Origin of the sequence: Micromonospora sp., from assembly GCF_048594385.1 — a bacterium.
Taxonomy (GTDB): domain Bacteria; phylum Actinomycetota; class Actinomycetes; order Mycobacteriales; family Micromonosporaceae; genus Micromonospora; species Micromonospora wenchangensis.
In genome coordinates this window covers 1-19,349 of record NZ_JBMDWU010000316.1, presented here as the reverse complement: position 1 = coordinate 19,349, position 19,349 = coordinate 1, and the positions used below count along the sequence as shown (strand labels likewise).

14 protein-coding genes are annotated in these 19,349 nt (G+C 72.2%); 4 read left to right on the top strand and 10 right to left on the bottom strand.

What is annotated here, in order from left to right; translation table 11 throughout:
* Window positions 1-126: 126 nt before the first annotated feature.
* Window positions 127-996 (bottom strand): LLM class F420-dependent oxidoreductase, encoded by an 870-nt coding sequence (locus ACOJTC_RS16935; protein ID WP_420117610.1) that lies wholly within the window; start codon window positions 994-996, stop codon window positions 127-129.
* 353 nt (window positions 997-1,349) lie between these two features.
* Between ACOJTC_RS16935 and ACOJTC_RS16930 the strand changes: the two genes are divergently transcribed.
* Window positions 1,350-3,047: a tetratricopeptide repeat protein gene (locus ACOJTC_RS16930; RefSeq protein ID WP_420117609.1), complete on the top strand. Its 1,698-nt coding sequence runs from the start codon at window positions 1,350-1,352 to the stop codon at window positions 3,045-3,047.
* Window positions 3,048-3,173: 126 nt separating this feature from the next.
* Here the strand turns inward: ACOJTC_RS16930 and ACOJTC_RS16925 are convergent, their stop codons facing one another.
* Genes ACOJTC_RS16925 through ACOJTC_RS16885 form a run of 9 tightly spaced genes read right to left on the bottom strand, consistent with a single transcriptional unit; the run spans window position 3,174 to window position 13,582 of the window.
* Window positions 3,174-5,570, bottom strand: coding sequence for an RICIN domain-containing protein (locus ACOJTC_RS16925; protein ID WP_420117608.1), 2,397 nt, complete (start codon window positions 5,568-5,570; stop codon window positions 3,174-3,176).
* 53 nt (window positions 5,571-5,623) lie between these two features.
* Window positions 5,624-6,607, bottom strand: a complete 984-nt coding sequence (locus tag ACOJTC_RS16920) for an aldo/keto reductase (RefSeq protein ID WP_420117607.1) — start codon at window positions 6,605-6,607, stop codon at window positions 5,624-5,626.
* The gene (locus tag ACOJTC_RS16915) at window positions 6,604-7,467 is read right to left on the bottom strand and encodes an amidohydrolase family protein (protein ID WP_204923122.1); all 864 of its coding nucleotides are present in this window, start codon (window positions 7,465-7,467) and stop codon (window positions 6,604-6,606) included. Before ACOJTC_RS16915 ends, ACOJTC_RS16920 begins: the two co-directional genes overlap by 4 nt.
* On the bottom strand, window positions 7,464-8,225 hold the full coding sequence (locus ACOJTC_RS16910) for an SDR family NAD(P)-dependent oxidoreductase (protein WP_204923123.1): 762 nt from the start codon (window positions 8,223-8,225) through the stop codon (window positions 7,464-7,466). The genes ACOJTC_RS16915 and ACOJTC_RS16910 overlap by 4 nt, the downstream gene beginning before the upstream one ends.
* Entirely contained in the window at window positions 8,222-9,250 is a 1,029-nt protein-coding gene (locus tag ACOJTC_RS16905) for a zinc-dependent alcohol dehydrogenase (RefSeq protein WP_420117606.1), read from the bottom strand. Before ACOJTC_RS16905 ends, ACOJTC_RS16910 begins: the two co-directional genes overlap by 4 nt.
* Before the next feature lie 21 nt (window positions 9,251-9,271).
* Complete coding sequence (locus tag ACOJTC_RS16900; protein ID WP_420117605.1) at window positions 9,272-10,513, bottom strand: mandelate racemase/muconate lactonizing enzyme family protein; 1,242 nt, start codon at window positions 10,511-10,513, stop codon at window positions 9,272-9,274.
* A 1-nt stretch (window position 10,514) separates the two neighbouring features.
* Window positions 10,515-11,342, bottom strand: a complete 828-nt coding sequence (locus ACOJTC_RS16895; protein WP_204923126.1) for a carbohydrate ABC transporter permease — start codon at window positions 11,340-11,342, stop codon at window positions 10,515-10,517.
* Window positions 11,342-12,310 carry a carbohydrate ABC transporter permease gene (locus tag ACOJTC_RS16890; protein ID WP_420117604.1) on the bottom strand — a complete coding sequence of 323 codons (969 nt, stop codon included), beginning with the start codon at window positions 12,308-12,310 and terminating at the stop codon, window positions 11,342-11,344. Before ACOJTC_RS16890 ends, ACOJTC_RS16895 begins: the two co-directional genes overlap by 1 nt.
* A 3-nt stretch (window positions 12,311-12,313) precedes the next feature.
* Window positions 12,314-13,582 (bottom strand): ABC transporter substrate-binding protein, encoded by a 1,269-nt coding sequence (locus tag ACOJTC_RS16885; RefSeq protein ID WP_420117603.1) that lies wholly within the window; start codon window positions 13,580-13,582, stop codon window positions 12,314-12,316.
* 151 nt (window positions 13,583-13,733) lie between these two features.
* Here ACOJTC_RS16885 and ACOJTC_RS16880 point away from each other — a divergent pair, with 151 nt between their 5' ends.
* The 3 genes from ACOJTC_RS16880 to ACOJTC_RS16870 all read left to right on the top strand — a co-directional run bounded on the left by ACOJTC_RS16880 (window position 13,734) and on the right by ACOJTC_RS16870 (window position 19,312).
* Window positions 13,734-14,498, top strand: coding sequence for a FadR/GntR family transcriptional regulator (locus ACOJTC_RS16880; protein ID WP_420117602.1), 765 nt, complete (start codon window positions 13,734-13,736; stop codon window positions 14,496-14,498).
* A gap of 531 nt (window positions 14,499-15,029) precedes the next feature.
* Entirely contained in the window at window positions 15,030-16,835 is a 1,806-nt protein-coding gene (locus tag ACOJTC_RS16875) for a family 43 glycosylhydrolase (RefSeq protein WP_420117601.1), read from the top strand.
* Window positions 16,836-16,972: 137 nt separating this feature from the next.
* Window positions 16,973-19,312 (top strand): beta-L-arabinofuranosidase domain-containing protein, encoded by a 2,340-nt coding sequence (locus ACOJTC_RS16870; protein ID WP_420117600.1) that lies wholly within the window; start codon window positions 16,973-16,975, stop codon window positions 19,310-19,312.
* Window positions 19,313-19,349 lie beyond the last annotated feature (37 nt).

The window sequence follows — 19,349 nt, the reverse complement described above, 5'->3', positions numbered from 1 at the left end:
CCGCCCGCCGGCTCGGCGGCGGGCGGACGACACCGGCGGCGGACCACGACCGGCGGGCGGTGTGCGCCCCCGGCGCATCCCGCCCCGGCCGGATCGCCGGCAGCGCGGCGGCGGGCGGCTCGGCCCTCAGCCGATCGTGGTCAACTTCGGCAGCACCTCGTCGGCGATCCGGTGGGTGAACTCCACCGGGTGCCGGTCCGGGGTGACCTGCACCTCGGTCACCCCGAGCACGGCGTACTCGGCCACCTCGGCGAGGAACGCGTCCACGTCGGCCAGCGGCGGCCGGATCATGATGACCGTCTTGTCGATGGTGTCGTAGTCGCGGCCCTCGGCGGCGCAGTGCCCGCGCAGCACGTCCAGCTTGTGCGCCACCTCGGCCGGGCTGCTGCCGAACAGGTTGCAGGCGTCGGCGTAGCGGGCCACCAGCAGCAGGGTCTTCTTCTCGCCGCTGCCGCCGATCATGACCGGCGGGTGGGGACGTCGCAGCGGCTGCGGTGAGTTGAGCGTCTCGGCCAGCCGGTAGTGCCGGCCCTCGAACGGCCCGTTGTCGTCGCTCCACATCTGCCGGCAGATCCGCAGCGTCTCCTCCAGCCGCTCGAACCGCTCGGCCACCGGCACCACCGGCACCCCGAGCCCCCGCTGCTCACGCTCGTACCAGGACGCGCCGATGCCCAGCCGGGCCCGGCCGCCGGAGAGCACGTCCAGCGTGGTCACGATCTTGGCGAGCAGCCCCGGGTAGCGGTACATCACACCGGTGACCAGCACACCGAGCGTCATCCGGGAGGTCCGCGCCGCGACGAAACCCAGCGTCGTGTACGCCTCCAGCATCGGCTCCTCGGCCGGGGCCATCGCCTCCATCTGGAAGTAGTGGTCCATCACGGTGAACGACGAGACCCCGGCCTCCTCCGCGATCGTCGCGGTCTCGATCAGCGTCGGTGCGATCGCCGCCGGATCGGTCGGGGTCGAGTAGTTCCAGTAGTGCAGTCCGAGTCTCATGCCTCGCCCACCTCCACACCGATCCTAGTGGCGGTGCCGGCCCACCGTCGGCTCGGCGACCCAGCCGCACCCGCCGGTTCCGGTTGACGCCGCCGGTGCACTCCCCGGTCACCGGCCGGGCCATCCCGGAAGGAGGTTCACGAGCACCCTTCGCATTTCCCTTGATCGGGATTAGGCTCTGCCCCGTCCGGAGTGGACGACCACGGAGGTGCCCATGAAGAAGATGACCGTCCGTCGTACGAGTGCACTGCGTCTGGTGTCCGGCGCCCGCCGGCTCTGGATCGAGTGGTGCTGGTAACTGCCGGCCCGGCGGGCGCCCCCGGGCGCCCGCCCTCGGCGGCACCGGCCCGACCGTGACCGACGAGCCGCCGGGGTACGACTGCCACCGTGACCTCGGGCCGTACGCCGGGGTCGCCGACCTGCTCCAGCGGATCGCCGCCGACCGCCCCCGGCTGGCCGCCCGGCACCGGACCGAACTGCGGGCCGTCGCGCCCCGGCTCGACCCGACGGCCCGCGCCGCCGCCGACGAGGCGCCGATCCGGTTCCACCCCGCCCGACGCACCGCCGCCCTGGCCTACGGCGCGACGGAGTTCGTGGCGGCCTGGGCGGGCACCCTGCGCCGACCGGTCACGCTCCGGTTCGTCCACGTCGGCGCGGCCGACGAGACCACCCGCGAGCTGCTGGACGCGCTCGCCGGCCGGCTCGGGGCGTACCCGGTGCGGCTGGAGCTGTGCGACGACGGGCCGGCCCGGCCAGCGGTCGACCCGAGCCCGGCGGCCCTGCGCACCGCCCTCGGCGAGAGCCTGGCCGCCGGCTTCTACCACCACGCGGCCCGCACCGCCCGGCACGGACGCACCCTGGTCACCCCGCACGACGACCTGCGGCACTGGTGGTCGTTCACCACCGGCCTGGCCACCGCCCTGGCGGCGCTGGACCGGGCCACCGAAGCGCTCGACCTCTACCACGAGACCCGGAGCGTCACCGACGATCCGAAGATCACCATGTCGGCCGCGTACGCCACCGCCATGTTGTACGCCCGCCACCTGCCCGCCGACGCGCAGGACCCGGCGCGGGCGCGGCACTGGCTGGCGCAGGCACTCCGGCTCGCCCGCACGGTGCCCGACGCGCGGCAGCGGGTGCTGTCGACAGTCTTCTACGAGCAGGGCGTGGCCCTGCTGGACAGCCGGGCGGGCGAACCGGAACGGGCGCTGCGCCTGATCGACGACGGGCTGGCCCGGCTGACGGCGGTGCTCGCCCCGGGCGAACGACCGCAGGACGTGGCCCGGTTGCGGCACAACCGGGCCCAGGTCCACCTGGCGCTGGGCGACCCGCAACGGGCCCTGGCCGAACTCGACACGGTGATCGGTCACGACCCCGACAACTGCGAGTACTACGTGGACCGGGCCGCACTGCACCGGGCCGCCGGACGGCACCGGGCCGCGATCCGGGACTACGGCAGCGCGATCCGGCTCGGCCCGCACCTGCCGGAGGCGTACTACAACCGGGCGGTGCTGCACCAGGAACGGGGCCGCACCGGGCGGGCCCGCGACGACCTGGACCGGGTGCTCGCCATCGAGCCGGGGCACCTCGACGCCCGGGTCGCCCTGGTCAACCTGCACCTGGAGCGGGGCGCCCTCGACGTCGCCGAGGCGGGGGCGCGGGCCGGGCTGACGCGGGACCCGGACGAGCCGGCCCTGCTGTGCACCCTCGGGCTGATCCGCTCCGAGCGCGGTGACCCCGCCGGGGCCGAGGAGTTGTTCAGCCGGGCGTTGGCCGGCGATCCGGAGCTGGTCGAGGCGTGGACGAACCGGGCCGCCGTCCGGTTCGACCGGGGTGCGGTGACCGACGCCGTGGCCGACCTGGACCGGGCCGTGGCGCTGTCGGCGGCACCGGTGCCCCGCTACAACCGGGGCACCGCGCTGGTCCGACTCGGCCGCTGGGATGCCGCCGCCCGGGATTTCACCGCCGCGCTCGCCGCGCCCGACCTGGACCGGTCACTGCGCCGCGAGCTGCGGGCCGCACTCGCCCGCTGCCGCCGGCACACCTCCTGACCTGCCGCGCCGCGCGGCGGCGAACCCGGGCGGCGACGAACCGGGGCGGCGACGAACCGGGGCGGCGACGAACCGGGGCGGCGACGTCGGGGTGCGCGCGGCCCGCGCACCCCGACGGTCGAGTGGTCAGCTGCGCAGGCTCCACTGCTGGTTGGTGCCGCCGTTGCAGGCCCAGAGGATCAGCTTGGTGCCGTTGGCCGTACCGGCGCCGTTGGCGTCCAGGCACAGGCCGGACTGCGCGCCGGTGATCGTGCCGTTGGCGTTGACGTTCCACTGCTGGTTGGTCTGCCCGTTGCAGTCCCAGATCACCACCTGGGTGCCGTTGCTGGTGCCCTGCCCGGAGGCGTCCAGGCACTTGGTGCCGTAGACCATGAGCTGCCGGCCGGTGGTCTGGGTGAACCGCTGGTTGGCCGCGCCGGTGCAGTCCCAGAGCTGGGCCTGGGTGCCGTTGGTCGTGCTGGAGCCGCCGATCTCGGCGCACCGACCGGACTGTCCGCCGACGATCTGCACGCCCTGCGCCGGCGGATTGCTCGTGCCCTGCACGCCCGCGTTGGCGATCACGGTCTGCGCGCCCGACGGCCAGTTGTTGTTGCTGACCACCGTGTTGTTGTTGACCACGTTGCCCCGGTCACCGTTGGTCACGTTGGTGCTGTTGTTGGTCGACCAGTTGTTGGTGACGGTGAAGTTGCCCATGTTCTCGGCGTACCAGTAGTTGGCGGTGGCCCAGGTGCCGGTGCTGGCGAACACGTTGCTGCGGGCGGTGTAGTAACGGGAGCCCTCGTCGAAGTAGAGCCCGAACCAGCCGTTGGTCCGCAGGCAGTGGTTCTCGGTGATGCTGCCACCCGGGTTGGCCGACAGCGTGTAGATGCAGCCGCCGTCGGTCATCTGCTGCATCACGTCGTGCACGTAGTTGCCGACGACCTGGTTGTTGGCCGCGGTGGTGGCCGTCGAGTAGCGCGGCTGGTAGTTGTACAGCCCACGGTTGGCGTAGTGGTTGCTGCCGCCCGCGTCGTTGGCGCCCCAGCCGTACCCGACCGACAGCCCGGTGTACGGCATGTTGTAGACCTCGTTGTGCGACACCAGCGAGGTGTTGACGTACGTGGTCAGGATCGACACCACGCCCCGGTACTCCAGACCGAGGTCGTGCACCCGGTTGTTGCTGATGGTGATGTTCCGGTTGACCATCCGCTGGTCGCCCGGGTGGTGGGCGTCGGCGCGTACCCCGCCGACCACCACGCCGCCGGCCGAGCTGCGGGCGATCTCGGAACGGGTGACGGTGATGTTGCTGGCCCCCAGGCCGACCCCGCTGGCGTGCGCGTTGGCGTCGTTGCCGATGCCGATGGCGGTCTGCCCGAGGTTGACGAACTGGGAGTCGCTGAAGGTGATGGTGTTGGCGGCGGAGACCTGCACGGCGGCCGGCATCTGGTTCCAGCTCGGCCGGGTCGCCTCGAACAGCGGGCAGCCCTCCTGGCAGGAGGTCAGCGCGTCGGCCGGACGGGCCCAGGTGCCGGTGATGTGCGCGCCGGTCTGCTGGTCGGCGAAGCCGTTGCTGCTGCTCGGGCCGAGCCAGCTGGTGCCGGTGAAGGTGATCCCGCTGAACGCGATGTGGTGCGCCGGGGCGTCGTACGTGCCGCCCACGTTGACCAGGGACTGCAACTGCGGCAGCTCCACGCTGACGCTGTTCATGTTCTGCCCGGCCAGCGGGATGTAGTTGAGCTGCCCACTGCCCGGGTTCAGGTACCACTCCCCCGGGCTGTCCAGGAACTCGTACGCGTTGGCCAGGTAGAACGGGCCGGCCCGGTGCGGCTTGGAGAGGGTGTCGAAGCCGAAGGTGTTGTTGTTCCAGGCCGGCTGCTGCATCGTGAGGAAGTTCCCGCTGATGCTCTGCACCGGGGAGTACCGGTCGGTGAACGAGCCGACGCTCTCCACCTCGACCCGGTTCTGGTTGCCCAGGTTGTTGAGGTAGCTCAACGCGCCGTTGCTGAACCGCATGCCGCTGGTGGTGAACGTGAAGTCGGCCCGGTTGACGGCGGTGCGGGCCCGGGTGGCGACTGCGCCGTTGACGTAGAGCTGCCGGCTGTCGAGCCCGGCGGGCACGTTCGCCCGCCAGATGTTCTTCCCGGCGTCGACCTGCGACCAGCCGGTGACGGCGCGCGCCCCGCTGATCTGCGGCCGGGCCGACGCGGCGGCCCGCCAGGTCACGGTGTATCCGTTGGTGCCGGAGTCGGCGGCGGTGAACCGCAGCGGCGCGGCCAGCCGGTAGACGCCGTCGGCCAGCTCGACGACGATGTCGCCGGACATCCCGGCGGTGCGGGACCGGACCGCGTTCTGCGCCTCGGTCAGCGCGCAGGGCTGGCTGGTGGAGCAGGCGGTGCCGCTGCCGGCGGGGGACGCGTAGAGGGTGGTGGTGGCGGCGAGGGCGGGACCGGCCGGGGCGAGCACGGCGACCGTGGCGGCGAGCGCCGTGGCGGCCAGGCCGGCCAGCACCGGCCCGCGCCGGGCGGGTGGTGTCGGGACGGACACGGGTGGGACTCCAATCGTGGTGGGGTGGTGGGGTGCCCGGCGTCGCGGTGGAATCATGCCGCGACCGGGGCGAGTAGTCCGGCGGCCCGCAGCGCCGGCCACAGCGCCGCCGGGACGTCGGCGTCCGCGCGGGTCAGCGTCTGCGTGACCTGCGCGCGGTTACGCAGGCCGACGACCGTCGAGACGACCGCCGGATGGGAACGGACGAAGGCGAGCGCCGCCTGCGGCAGGGTGACGCCGTACGCCTGGCAGACGTCGGCGATCCGGTGGGCCCGGTCGATCAGCTCCGGTGGGGCCTGCTGGTAGTTGTAGGTGGCGTCGGCCGGGGGCCGGTCCTGCGACAGCAGTCCGGAGTTGTAGACCCCGGCGACCACCACGCCGACGCCCCGGCGCTCGGCGGCGGGCAGCAGGTCGGCCAGCGCCCCCTGCTCCAGCAGGGTGTACCGGCCGGCGCACATCACCACGTCGACGTCGGTCTCCTCGACGAACCGGGTGAGCAGGTGGGACTGGTTCATGCCGGCCCCGATGGCCCCCACCACGCCCTGGTCGCGCAGCTCCACCAGGGCGGGCACCGCCTCGGCGGCGGCCTGTTCCCAGTGGTCGTCGGGGTCGTGCAGGTAGACGACGTCCACCCGGTCCAGGCCGGTGCGGGCCAGGCTGGACTCCAGCGAGCGGAGCACGCCGTCGCGGCTGAAGTCCCAGACCCGCCGGTGGTCGGCGGGCACGTCGAAGCCTTCCGGGTCGCGCCGGTGCGCGTCCTGCGGCGACGGTACGAGCAGCCGGCCGACCTTCGTCGACACCACGTACTCGTCGCGTGGCCGGGTACGCAGCGCCGCGCCGATGCGCCGTTCGGACAGTCCGAGCCCGTAGTGCGGCGCGGTGTCGAAGTAGCGCAGGCCACCCGCCCAGGCGGTGTCGACGGCGGCGGTGAACTCCTCGTCGGTGGTGGCCCGGTAGAGGTTGCCGGCCTGTGCCGCGCCGAATCCCAGCCCGGTGAGGCGTACCGAGGGCCGCCGTGGCAGCGGACGGGCCCTCACGACGACTCCGGTCGGTAGACCCGGCGGGCGGTGTGCCGCCAGATCGCCGCCCGCTCGTCGTCACCGAGCGGGTCGAGCAGCTCCGCCAGCGTGTCGACCCACCTGTCGTACGTGCTGGCGAGCAGGCAGACCGGCCAGTCGGAGCCGAACATCAGCCGGTCCGGGCCGAACGCGTCGAGGGCGTGTTCGACGGCCGGGCGCAGGTCCTGCGGTGTCCAGGGTGCCCGGTGCACCTCGGTGACCAGGCCGGAGAGCTTCGCCGTGGTGTTGGCCGGGGCGGCCAGGGCGCGCAGGTCGCGGGCCCAGTCGTCGAGGTCCGTCCCGCCGAGGGCGGGCTTGCCGAGATGGTCCAGGACGAACCGCACCTCGGGCAGGTCGCGGGCCAGCCGGCCGGCCGCGCCCAGGTGGTGCTGCCGGACCAGCAGGTCGAAGGCGAGACCGGCGGCACCCACCGCGGTGATCCCCCGCCGCACGTCGGCCCGGTCGAGGAACCCCGGGTCGGGCTCGTCCTGCACGCTGTAGCGGACGCCGACCAGCAGGTGGCCGCCGCGGGCCGCCCGCAGCCGGGCCAGCCGGTCGGCGACGTCGGGCGTCGTGACGTCCAGCCAGCCGACGACCCCCCGGACGAGCGGGTGGTCGGCGGCGATGCCGAGCAGGTCCACCGTCTCGGCCTCGGTGGAGTTGGCCTGCACCAGCACGGTCTCGGTGACCCCGGCGGCGCGGGTGACCCGGGCCAGGTCGTCCGGGGTGAAGTCGGCGTCGATGGCGGCCATGGTGGCCGGGTCGATCCAGGGCTGCGGGTGCCGGGCCCGCACCCAGAGGTGGTGGTGGGCGTCGACGGTGCCCGGTGGCGCGCTCATCGACCCAACCACCCGCCGTCGACGGGCAGGACGATGCCGTTGACGTAGTCCGAGGCCGGGGCGGCCAGGAACACCGTCGCGCCGGCGAGGTCGGTGGCGTCCCCCCACCGGCCGGCCGGGATGCGGGTCAGGATGGCCCGGTCGCGTTCCGGGTCCTCGCGTAGCGCCCGGGTGTTGTCGGTGGCGATGTAGCCGGGGGCGATGGCGTTGACGTTGACCCCGTGCGCCGCCCACTCGTTGGACAGCGCCCTGGTCAGCCCGGCGAGGCCGGACTTCGCGGCGGCGTAGCCGGGGACGGTGATGCCGCCCTGGAAGCTGAGCAGCGACGCGGTGAAGATGATCTTTCCCCGGCCCCGGGCCACCATCTCCCGGCCGATCTCCCGACTCAGCACGAACTGGCTGGTCAGGTTCACCTCGATGACGTGGTCCCACATCTCGTCGGGGTGCTCCGCGGCCGGGGTGCGGGCGATCGTGCCGCCGTTGTTGACCAGGATGTCGACCGGGCCGAGGTCGTGCAGGTCGGCGACGAGCCGGCGGACCGCGGCCCGGTCGGCCAGGTCGGTACGCAGCGCGGTGAACGAGCGGCCCGCCGCGCGTACCCGCTGCTCCACCTCGCTGCCGGTGGCCTCCATGGTCGCCGAGACGCCGACGACGTCGGCCCCGGCGACGGCCAGCGCCTCGGCCATGGCCAGCCCGATGCCCCGGCGCGCGCCGGTCACCACGGCCGTGCGGCCGGAGAGGTCGAACAGGGCGTTCACCGGTCGGCCTCCTGCCAGTCGAGCAGCACCTTCAGCACGCCGCCGCCCTCCTCCAGGGCGGTGAACGCCGACGCCGCCGCCTCGACGGGCACCACCCGGGAGATGAGCTGCCCGGCCGGCACCACACCGGAGGCGACCAGCCGGACCGCCTCCACCATGTCCTCGCGCTGGTAGAGCCGCGCGCCGAGCAGCTCCAGCTCGCGCCAGAAGACCCGGTGCAGGTTCACCGGCCGGGGCTGCGGATGGATCGCCACCATGACCAGCCGGCCCCGGGTGGTCAGCACGTCGACGGCGGTGCCGACCCCGGCGGCGGACCCGGACACCTCGAAGGCCACGTCCGCACCCGCCCCGTCGGTACGCTCGTTCACCAGCGCCACCACGTCGGTGTCGGCCGGGTCGACCGCGTCGATCCCGATCCCGGCGGCCACCGACCGGCGGAACGGGTCCGGTTCGACAAGCAGGACCCGCGCGCCCCGGTGCCGGGCGACGGTGGCGACGAGCACGCCGATCGGCCCACCGCCGACGACCACCACCTGGTCGGCGTCGGTCACCCGGCCCCGCCGCACGTCGTGCACGGCCACCGCGACCGGTTCGACCAGGGCGGCCCGGTCCAGGGGCAGGTCGTCGGGGAGCGGCACCACCAGGTCGGCCGGGACGGTCCAGGAGGACTGCATCGCGCCCGGCGAGTCCACGCCGAGGAAGTCCATCGCGTGGCAGACGTGCGCGTTGCCCCGCCGGCAGGCGGCGCACCGGCCGCAGAACCGGGTCGGCATCACGGTGACCGGCTGGCCCACGGCGTAGCCGGTGACGCCCTCGCCCACCTCGGCCACCCGGCCGGACATCTCGTGCCCGATCACCGCCGGCGGGCCCACCCGGGCGTCCATGTCCCCGTGGTAGACGTGCAGGTCGGTGCCGCAGATCCCGGTGTAGGCCACCGCTATCCGCAGCTGGTCCGGCCCCGGTGGCTCCGGCGCACGCCGCTGCACCTCCAGGTGCCGGGCGCTGCGGTAGACCACTGCCTTCATACGTGCTCCCTCGCGGTCGGGTCAGTGCGGGACGGCGGACGGCATGCCGTCGTGGTGGTGGTACGTCGGGGCGTCGGGCAGCGGGGTGTCGTACCGGTCCGCCGGGGTGGCGGCCGGATCGGCCACGGCCAGCAGCCGGCGGCCGGCCCGTTCCGGCCGTACGTTGGGACCGTCCGGCGTCGGCACGTCGGAGCGGCGCGGGTACCTGCCGATCTCCTCCTCGCAGACCGTGACGCCCAGCCCCGGGCTGTCGCCGAGGACGAACGCGCCGTCCTCGACGTGCAGGTCGCGGGTGATCCCGACCGGCGGGTGGAGGTCCTGCAACTCGCTGACCATGTGGTTGGGCACCGACGTGGCGGCGTGCAGCAGACCGACGGGGTGGTTGCCGATCGGGCTGACCGGCAGGTCGTAGGCGTGCGCCAGGGCGGACACCCGCAGGAAGTGGGTGATCCCCCACACCGCGGCCATCTGCACGACGTCGACCGCCGCCGCGGCGATCAGCGGCCGGTACTGCTCCAGGCCGGTGAGGTTCTCCCCGGTGGCCACCGACGCCCGGATCCCGCGTCCGACGACGGCCAGGCCCTCGGCGTCCCACCGGCGGACGGGTTCCTCGATCCAGACGAGGTCGAGGGTGCGTTCGAGTTCGCCCACGTGCCGCACGGCCTGCTTGCGGGTCCACGCCTCGTTCACGTCGAGCATCAGGCCGGGCCGCTGCCCCCGACCGGCCTCGGTCAGCACCTCCCGGACCACGTGCAGCCGGTGCCGGTCGCGCTCGATGTCGAGGCCGCCCTTGAGCTTCGCGGCCCGCAGCCCGTGCCGGGCGTAGACCGTGTACGCGGCGGCGAGCGCGTCGTCGTCGAGGCCGATGTCCAGGCCGGAGGCGTAGGCGGGCACCCGCCGGTCGCGCCCGCCGAGCAGCCGCCACAGGGGTTGCCCCGCCGCCTGGGCCTTGATGTCCCACAGCGCGGTGTCCAGCGCCCCGATGGTGCCGAACACCGAGCCGGCGTGGCCCGCCTTGAAGGTCTGCCGCAGCATCCGGTCGTAGAGGGTGGTCACCGCGCGGGGGTCCTCCCCGTCGATCGCGGCGAAGATCCGTTCGAGGTCGGTGTGCGGTCCGAGGCCGACGCCGCTGATGCCCTCGTCGGTGTCGACCAGGATGATCGGCACGGCGGTCACCCCGTCGGCGAACACGCCGTTGGCGTCGCCGACGGGCCGCCCCCACTCCTGCACGGTGGTCAGGGTCCGGTATCCGGTGATCCGCATGTCAGCCCTTCGTGGCGCCGGCGGCGACACCGTCGGCGATCTGACGCTGGAGGAAGAGGTAGATCACCAGGACGGGCACCGCGGCGATCAGCACCCCGGAGGCGAAGGTGGGGATGTCGTCGGAGTACTGGCCGCGCAGCGAGGTCACCCCGACCATCAGCGTGCGGTGCTCGGCCGAGGGCATCAGCAGCAGCGCGATCAGCACGTCGTTCCAGCAGAACAGGGCGTCGAGGATGCCGACCGACAGCAGCGCCGGGGTGCCCAGCGGCAGCATGATCCGCCGGTAGACCCCGTAGACGCTGTTGCCGTCGATCCGGGCCGCGTCGATGATCTCGGTCGGGATGGTCTTGTAGTAGCTGGTCATCAGGAAGATCGTGAACGGCAGGAACTGCGCCACGTAGGCCAGCACGAGCCCCGGGTAGGTGTCGACCAGGCCGGCGTCCGCCATGACCCGGGCCAGCGGCACCATGATCACCTGGAACGGCACGAACAGCGCCGCGAGGCAGCACAGGAAGAGCACCGACGAGCCCCGGAACCGTAGCTGGCTCAACGCGAAACCGGCCATCGAGCCGAACAGCAGCAGCAGGAGCACCGAGGCCGTCACCACGCCCACCGAGTTGGCCAGGTAGCGGGCCATCCCCACGCTGTTCCACGCCGCGCCGATGTTCTCGAAGCGCAGGGCGTCGGCCAGGGAGAACCGGTCGAGGACGTACTCGCGGCGGGTCTTCATGGCCACGTTGAGGGTGAACGCCAGGGGGTAGACGGTCGCCAGGGCCAGGACGGCCATCGGGAGGGCGAGCAGCCACCGCCCCCACCGCAGGTGGGACATCACGCCTCCCTCACCGCCCGCCGGAGCAGGCTGATCTGCCCCAGCCCCACCACGAGCATGATGAGGAAGAGCACCGTCGAGGCGGCCGAGGCGAGCGCCGGCCGGTTGAGCTGCCCCTGCTGGATCCAGATGTAGTACTCCGGCAGGTAGGTGGAGCCCTCCGGGCCGCCGCTGGTCATCACGTAGAGCAGGCCGAACATGGAGGTCAGCATCCCGATCATGGTGGTGACGACGACGAACTGGATGGTGCGGGAGAGGCTGGGCACGATCACGTGCCTGATGGTCTGCGGCAGCGACGCGCCGTCCACCCGGGCGGCGTCCAGCAGGGAGGCGTCCAGGGTCGCGAAGCCGGCGAGGAACACCACCAGCGCCATCCCGAAGGTCGCCCAGACGTGCACCCCGACCACCACGAACATGGCCACGTCCGGGTCGCCCAGCCAGTCCACCGGCCCGAGGCCGACCCCGCCGAGCAGGGCGTTGAGCGGGCCGTCGAAGGCGAGCAGGAGGTTGAAGATGGCCCCGACGATGACCGGGGACAGCACGGCCGGGAAGAAGTAGACGCTGCGGTACAGCCGGTGCCCGGGGACCCGCAGGTAGATGAAGGTGGCCAGCAGGCCGGGAATCGCCACCGCCACCGGCAGCAGCAGCACGAGCAGCCCGACGTTGCGCAGCGCGCCCAGGAACAGCGGATCCCCGAACAGCTCCCGGTAGTTGTCCAGCCCCACCGCCAGCCCGTCGCGGTCGCCGTCGCCGGTGAAGGAGAAGTTCACCCCCAGCAGCAGCGGCCAGAACCGCAGCAGCAGCAGGATCAGCAGGGCCGGGGCCAGCAGCACGTACGGGGCGAGGCGCTCGGAGCGCCGGCCGCCGCGACCGCGACGCGGGGTGACCCGCGCCCCCGACCCGACCCGTCGCGGCGGGCCGGCGGCTGCGGCCGGGCGGACCGCCGGCGTCGCCTCGTCGACCGGCACGGCTCAGCCGGCCTGATCGGAGGCGGCCAGCTGCTTCACCGCCTCGTCGACGGTGATCGAGCCACTGAGCAGCTGCTGGGAGAGCCGGCCCATCAGGTCGAGCGTCTTCGAGGAGAGCGCCACGTGCAGGGCGGGCTTGCCGGCCTTGAGGTCGGCGACGATGGTGCCCACCGCCGGGCCGCCCTGGGACACGTCGATGGTGGTGTCGGCGGCGATCGCCCCGGCGTCGGCGTAGAACGACTTCAGCGCGTCGGTGGAGGTCAGCGAGCGCACCAGGTCGGCGGCGACCTTCGGGTCCTTCGTCCACTTGGCGACGCCGTACCCGATGCCGCCGTCGAAGGGCAGGTTCGGGGTGGCACCGGGCTCGACGACCGGGGCGCGCATCACGCCCAGCTTCTCGGCCGGGACGAACTCGCTGAAGTCCTTCCAGTGCCCCACGTCCGACATCAGGCCGATGACGTGGGCCGCCTTCGCGGACTGGAAGATCGCGAAAGCGTCGTTGAACATGGCCGTCGAGTTCGCCCCGTCGCTGTTCAGCTTCGCGTCCTGGGTCTCCTTCCAGAGCGCGAAGATCCGCTTGACGTGGGGGGAGGTCCAGTCCCGCTTGCCGGCGATCCAGGCGTCCTGCTCCTGCGGGGTGAGCACGCCGGTGCCGAAGGCGGAGAGGAAGAACTGGATGCCGAAGCCCTCCTTGTTGCCGAGGGCCAGGCACTTCGCGCCGGTCCGCTGGGTGAGCGTGGCGCAGTTGGCGACGAACTCCGGCCAGGTGGTGGCGGGCTTGGCCGGGTCGAGGCCGGCCTTGTCGTAGAGGGTCCGGTTGTAGTAGATCGGGTGGCCCTGCAACGTGACCGGGCCGGCGTAGGTCTTGCCGTCCTTGCTGAACGCCTCCCAGCCGGTGAGCCGCTGCCGGTCCTCGGCCAGGTATTCGTCGAGGGGCAGCAGCGCGTCGGCCCGGTCCCGGATCTGGCCGCCGCCGTTGAACAGGATCACGTCCGGGCCCGTGCCGGCCTGGATCGCCGTGCCCAGCAGCGTGTAGTACTGCTCGAAGGGCTGGGCGACGAACTCGACGGTGACGCCGGGGTGCTTGCGGGCGAAGTCGGCCTTCGCCTTCTGCAGGTACGCGGCGGCGGAGGCCTCGCCGGACTTCCAGTCCCAGACGACCAGCTTCCCGGCCGCCCCGCCGGACGGGGACCGCGTCCCGCCGGCACTCCCGCAGCCGGCCAGCGCCAGCGTCGCGACGAGGACGGCCGACCACACTGCTCGCTGCTTCATCGCTGCTCACCTTCGAACTCGGTCGATTGCGCTGATCGAGACGCATGAATTGACGAAAAAGTAACTCGTATGACGTATGACGTCAACAGTGGGACGTAGAATTCGCGGCAGTCAGGTCGTGGCGCGGTCCGCGGGAGTCACTGGAGGGGACATGACGGCACGAGAGGTCACCCTGAACGCGTCGGCGCCGCCGAGCTGGGCACGGCGACCGGCCAACCTCGCCACGGCGGTCACCGCGGAACTGGTGGAACGCATCGTACGCGGAGTTCACCCGCCCGGCGCCCCACTGCCGCCCGAGCCGGCGCTGTGCGAGGCGTTCTCGGTCAGCCGCACGGTCGTCCGGGAGGCGGTCAAGATCCTCCAGGAGAAGGGGCTGGTGCAGGTCCGCCAGGGCAGCGGCACCATCGTCACCCCACCGTCGATGTGGGACATGCTCGACGAACTCGTGCTCGCCGCGACCATCGCCGAGGACGACAGCCTGACCATCCTCGACGACCTGGTGGCCACCCGGCGGGTGCTGGAGTCCGACATGGCCAACGTCGCCGCCCGGCTGGCCGACCAGGAGACCGTCGACCGGCTGCGCGCCCTGGTCGACCGGATGGACGAACTGGTCGACGACCAGGTCGCCTACCACGAGCACGACCGGGCGTTCCACGACGTGATCATGCAGGCGTCCGGCAACCGGATCGCCCGGGGCGTGGTGCGGTCGCTGGAGAGCCAGGTGGTCAACACCGCCCGCTACATGGGCCGGTCCGAGCGGGCGTTGTGCGTGGCGTCCAACCGGGGGCACCGGCGGATCTACGAGCGCATCGCGGCCCACGACCCGGACGGCGCGGCCGAGGCCATGGTCACCCACATCACCGAGGCGTGGCTGGTCCGGCGCGGCGGACCGGACACCGGGCGGCTGGTGCGCTGACCCCCGGCGGCGGGTGGATCACCCGCCGCTCCCGCCCGGCGGACCGGGCCGGTGGAGGGACCCCGATGACGCCCGCGTAACCAACGAACGTCAATGGCTTGCGGGTGTTAACGATAACAAGATACCGTCGGCCGCGGGAGCGAAGGGCACGCCTCCCCCGCTCCACCCCCGGATCCGGGCGGCGGAGCGGAGTGCGGGCACGGGCGACGTCGGTGGGACACCTCCGGGCACCTCCGTGGACGCTGCGCGCCGCCGGGTCGCATCGACACCTCGACGCGCCCGGATCCCCCGGCGCACGTCGTCCACCGCCACCGTGGGGTCCTGACACGACCGCGCGCCGACCGCGGTGCCGTCCCTGGTCGGCCGGGAGCGCGATCGCCGACCGTGACGCCACACCCGCGTACCCGCACGGCGGGCGGTCCGGACGAGTCCCGACAGCACCGGCTCACCGGCCGGGGCGTCGGCGGAGTCCGGGCAGGCCACCGAGGCGTGACGCCCCACGACACGCATCGCCCACACTGGGAGGTACTGGTGAAACCCGCACTGCCACCGCTGACCCGACTGCGGCGCACCCTCGCCTGGCTGACGGCCCTGCTCCTGGTCTCGACCCTGCTCCCGACCGGCGCCGCCAAGGCCGACAACCCCATCGTCCAGCACATCTACACCGCCGACCCGGCCCCGCTGGTGCACAACGGCCGGGTGTACCTCTACACCGGCCACGACGAGGACGGCTCGACCTGGTTCACCATGAAGGAGTGGCGGGTCTGGTCCTCCGCCGACATGGTCAACTGGACCGACCACGGCTCGCCGCTCAACGTCAGTACCTTCAGCTGGGCGAAGGCGGACGCCTGGGCGGGCCAGGTCATCGCCCGCAACGGCAAGTTCTACTGGTACGTGCCGGTGACCGCGAAGTCGACCAACTCGATGGCCATCGGGGTGGCGGTGAGCGACAGTCCCACCGGCCCGTTCCGGGACGCCATCGGCCGCCCGCTGGCGGCCAACGGCGAGATCGACCCGACCGTCTTCATCGACGACGACGGGCAGGCGTACCTCTACTGGGGAAACCCCAACCTGTGGTACGTGAAGCTGAACGCCGACATGATCTCGTACTCCGGCAGTGTCACCAAGATCCCGCTGACCACCGCCGGCTTCGGCACCCGTAACGGCAACGCCACCCGCCCCACCCTCTACGAGGAGGGCCCCTGGGTCTTCAAGCGCAACGGGACCTACTACAACGTCTTCGCCGCCGAGTGCTGTAGCGAGTTCATCGGCTACTCCACGGCGCCCGGCCCCACCGGGCCGTGGACCTACCGGGGCACGGTCATGCCCCGGCAGGGCGGCAGCTTCACCAACCACGCCGGAATCGTCGACTTCAACGGCGGGTCGTACTTCTTCTACCACAACGGCGCGCTGCCCGGCGGTGGCGGCTACACCCGGTCGGTCGCGGTGGAGAAGTTCACCTACGGCACCAACGGCACCATCCCGACGATCAACATGAGCAGCACCGGTGCACCGCAGATCGGCACGCTCAACCCGTACGTGCGGCAGGAGGCCGAGACGATCGCCTGGGGCTCCGGCATCGAGACCGAGGCGTCCAGCGAGGGCGGGATGAACGTCGGCTTCATCGAGAACGGCGACTACATCAAGGTCAAGGGGGTCGGCTTCGGTACCGGTGCGACGTCCTTCAACGCCCGGGTGGCCTCGGCCGGCAGCGGCGGCACCATCGAGGTCCGGCTGGACAGCACCACCGGCACCCGGGTGGCGAGCTGCTCCGTGCCGGTCACCGGCGGCTGGCAGAACTGGCAGACCGTCTCCTGCCCGGTGTCCGGCGCGACCGGCACCCACGACATGTACCTGCGGTTCACCGGCGGCAGCGGCACCCTGTTCAACGTCAACTGGTGGCAGTTCAACGGCAGCGGCACCACCCCGACGCCCACCCCGACCGCGACGCCCACCACGACGCCCACCACGACCCCCACCCCCACCCCGACGACCCCGGCCCCGACGACGCCGGCTCCGACGACCCCCTCCGGGACGACCTGCGCGGCCACCAACACCGTGGTCAACACCTGGCAGGGCGGCTTCGAGGGCAAGCTGACCATCACCAACGGGTCCACCCCGATCACCGGCTGGCGGGTGAGCTTCACCCTGCCCAGCGGGCAGACGGTGGCCCAGGCGTGGAACGGCACCCTGACCCAGCAGGGCAACCAGGTGACCGTCACCAACGCCGCCTCCAACGGGCAGCTCGGGGCGGGTGGCTCCACCACCGTCGGCTACATCAGCTCGACCACCGGCAGCAACCAGCCACCGACCGACCTGACCTGCACCCCCGCGTGACCGCGTCACGCGGCTGACGGTCGCGCCGGCCCGCTCCGCCCCACCGGGGCGGGCCGGCACCCCACCACCCGGCACCACCATCCGTACGACCCACCCGGACGGGCGCTCGCCCGTGATCCGGTCCGCTGGAGGTTCCCATGTCCTTCCCGTCCCTCAACCGACGCCAACTTCTCCAGGCCGCCGGCGCCACCGCGCTCGCCTCCGCCGCAGGTGGCACCCTGCTCGGGTCCGGGCCGGCCAGCGCGGCGCTGGTGGTCCCCCCGGCCCGGGCCGACCTGGGCGTCTCGGCGTACCCGTTCGAACTGGGTCAGGTCCGGCTGACCGCCGGCCGGCTGCTGGACAACCAGAACCGGACGCTGAGCTACCTGCGGTTCGTCGACGTCGACCGGATGCTCTACAACTTCCGGGCCAACCACCGGTTGGGCACCAACGGGGCCGCGACCAACGGGGGCTGGGACGCGCCGTCCTTCCCGTTCCGCACCCACATGCAGGGGCACTTCCTCACCGCGTGGGCGCAGGCGTACGCGGTGCTCGGCGACACCACCTGCCGGGACAAGGCCAACTACATGGTGGCCGAGCTGGCGAAGTGCCAGGCCAACAACGGTGCGGCCGGATTCACCGCCGGTTACCTGTCCGGCTTCCCGGAGTCGGACTTCTCGGCGCTGGAGGCCCGGACCCTGTCCAACGGCAACGTGCCCTACTACTGCATCCACAAGACCCTCATGGGGCTGCTCGACGTGTGGCGCTACATCGGCAACACGCAGGCCCGCTCGGTGCTGCTGGCGCTTGCCGGCTGGGTCGACACCCGCACGTCGCGGCTGAGCTACAACCAGATGCAGGCGATGCTGGAGACCGAGTTCGGCGGCATGAACGAGGCGCTGACCGACATCTACCAGCACACCGGCGACGGGCGCTGGCTCACCGTCGCCCAGCGGTTCGACCACGCGGGCGTGTTCAACCCGCTCGCCAGCAACTCCGACCAGCTCAACGGCAAGCACGCCAACACCCAGGTGCCCAAGTGGATCGGCGCGGCGCGGGAGTTCAAGGCGACCGGCACCACCCGGTACCGGGACATCGCCAGCAACGCGTGGAACATGACCGTCAACGCGCACACCTACGTCATCGGCGGCAACAGCCAGGCCGAGCACTTCCGGCCGCCGAACGCGATCGCCGGGTACCTGACCAACGACACCTGCGAGCACTGCAACACCCACAACATGCTCAAGCTGACCCGGGAGCTGTGGCTGCTCGACCCGAACCGGGTCGCGTACTTCGACTTCTACGAGCGTGCCCTGCTCAACCACGTCGTCGGCGCGCAGAACCCGGCCGACGGCCACGGCCACGTCACCTACTTCACCCCCCTCAAGCCGGGTGGTCGCCGGGGGGTCGGCCCGGCCTGGGGCGGCGGCACCTGGAGCACCGACTACAACTCGTTCTGGTGCTGTCAGGGCACCGGTATCGAGGCGAACACCAAGCTGATGGACTCGATCTACTTCTACAACGACACCACGCTGACGGTGAACCTGTTCGTGCCGTCGGTGCTGACCTGGTCGCAGCGCGGGATCACGGTCACCCAGAGCACCAGCTACCCGGCGAGCGACACCAGCACGCTCACCCTCTCCGGATCGATGAGCGGCTCGTGGAGCATCCGGGTCCGGATCCCGGCCTGGGCCACCGGCGCGACGATCGCCGTCAACGGCGAGACGCAGAACGTCGCCACCAACCCCGGCAGCTACGCCACGGTCACCCGCACCTGGGCGGCCGGCGACACCATCACCGTACGGCTGCCGATGAAGGTCGTCGTGCAGCCGAGCAACGACAACGCCAACGTCGCGGCCCTCACGTACGGCCCGGCGGTGCTGGCGGGCAACTACGGCAACACCGGCCTGAGCGCCCTGCCGTCGTTGAACACCTCGTCGGTGACCCGGACGAGCACCAGCACCCTGGCGTTCACCGCCACCGCGAACGGCTCCACGGTCAACCTCGGACCGTTCTACGACGCCCACGGCTTCAACTACACGGTCTACTGGAACACCACCGGTGGCAGCACCGGCGGCGGCAGCACGCGCATCGTCAACGTGGGCAGCGGCCTGGTCCTCGGCATCCAGAACATGTCCACCGCCGACGGCGGGCTGGCCCTGCAGTGGGGCGACACCGGCACCGCCGACCACAACTGGGTGGTGGTGACCGACGGCGACGCGGTCCGGTTCCGCAACGTCAACAGCGGCAAGGTCCTCGGCGTGGAGAACATGTCCACCGCCGACAACGCCCGCGTCCTGCAGTGGGCGGACAACGGCACCGCCGACCACCGGTGGACCCTGCTCAACCAGGGCGACGGCACCTACAAGATCCGCAATGTCAACAGCGGGAAGCTGCTCGGCATCCTCAACGGCTCGACCGCGCAGGGTGCGCAGGCCGTACAGGACTCCGACAACGGCAGCGCGGACAACCGCTGGCGGTTCGTCGCCAACCAGTAGGGACCACCGCCGGTCCCGCACCGCTGGCGAGACGGTG

Bases quoted from the DNA above. Each gene is read 5' to 3' on its own strand.
- ACOJTC_RS16915 (WP_204923122.1), bottom strand. From the start codon at position 7,467: ATGAGCGCGCCACCGGGCACCGTCGACGCCCACCACCACCTCTGGGTG.
- ACOJTC_RS16900 (WP_420117605.1), bottom strand. From the start codon at position 10,513: ATGCGGATCACCGGATACCGGACCCTGACCACCGTGCAGGAGTGGGGG.
- ACOJTC_RS16880 (WP_420117602.1), top strand. From the start codon at position 13,734: ATGACGGCACGAGAGGTCACCCTGAACGCGTCGGCGCCGCCGAGCTGG.
- ACOJTC_RS16885 (WP_420117603.1), bottom strand. From the start codon at position 13,582: ATGAAGCAGCGAGCAGTGTGGTCGGCCGTCCTCGTCGCGACGCTGGCG.
- ACOJTC_RS16935 (WP_420117610.1), bottom strand. From the start codon at position 996: ATGAGACTCGGACTGCACTACTGGAACTACTCGACCCCGACCGATCCG.
- ACOJTC_RS16895 (WP_204923126.1), bottom strand. From the start codon at position 11,342: ATGTCCCACCTGCGGTGGGGGCGGTGGCTGCTCGCCCTCCCGATGGCC.
- ACOJTC_RS16870 (WP_420117600.1), top strand. From the start codon at position 16,973: ATGTCCTTCCCGTCCCTCAACCGACGCCAACTTCTCCAGGCCGCCGGC.
- ACOJTC_RS16905 (WP_420117606.1), bottom strand. From the start codon at position 9,250: ATGAAGGCAGTGGTCTACCGCAGCGCCCGGCACCTGGAGGTGCAGCGG.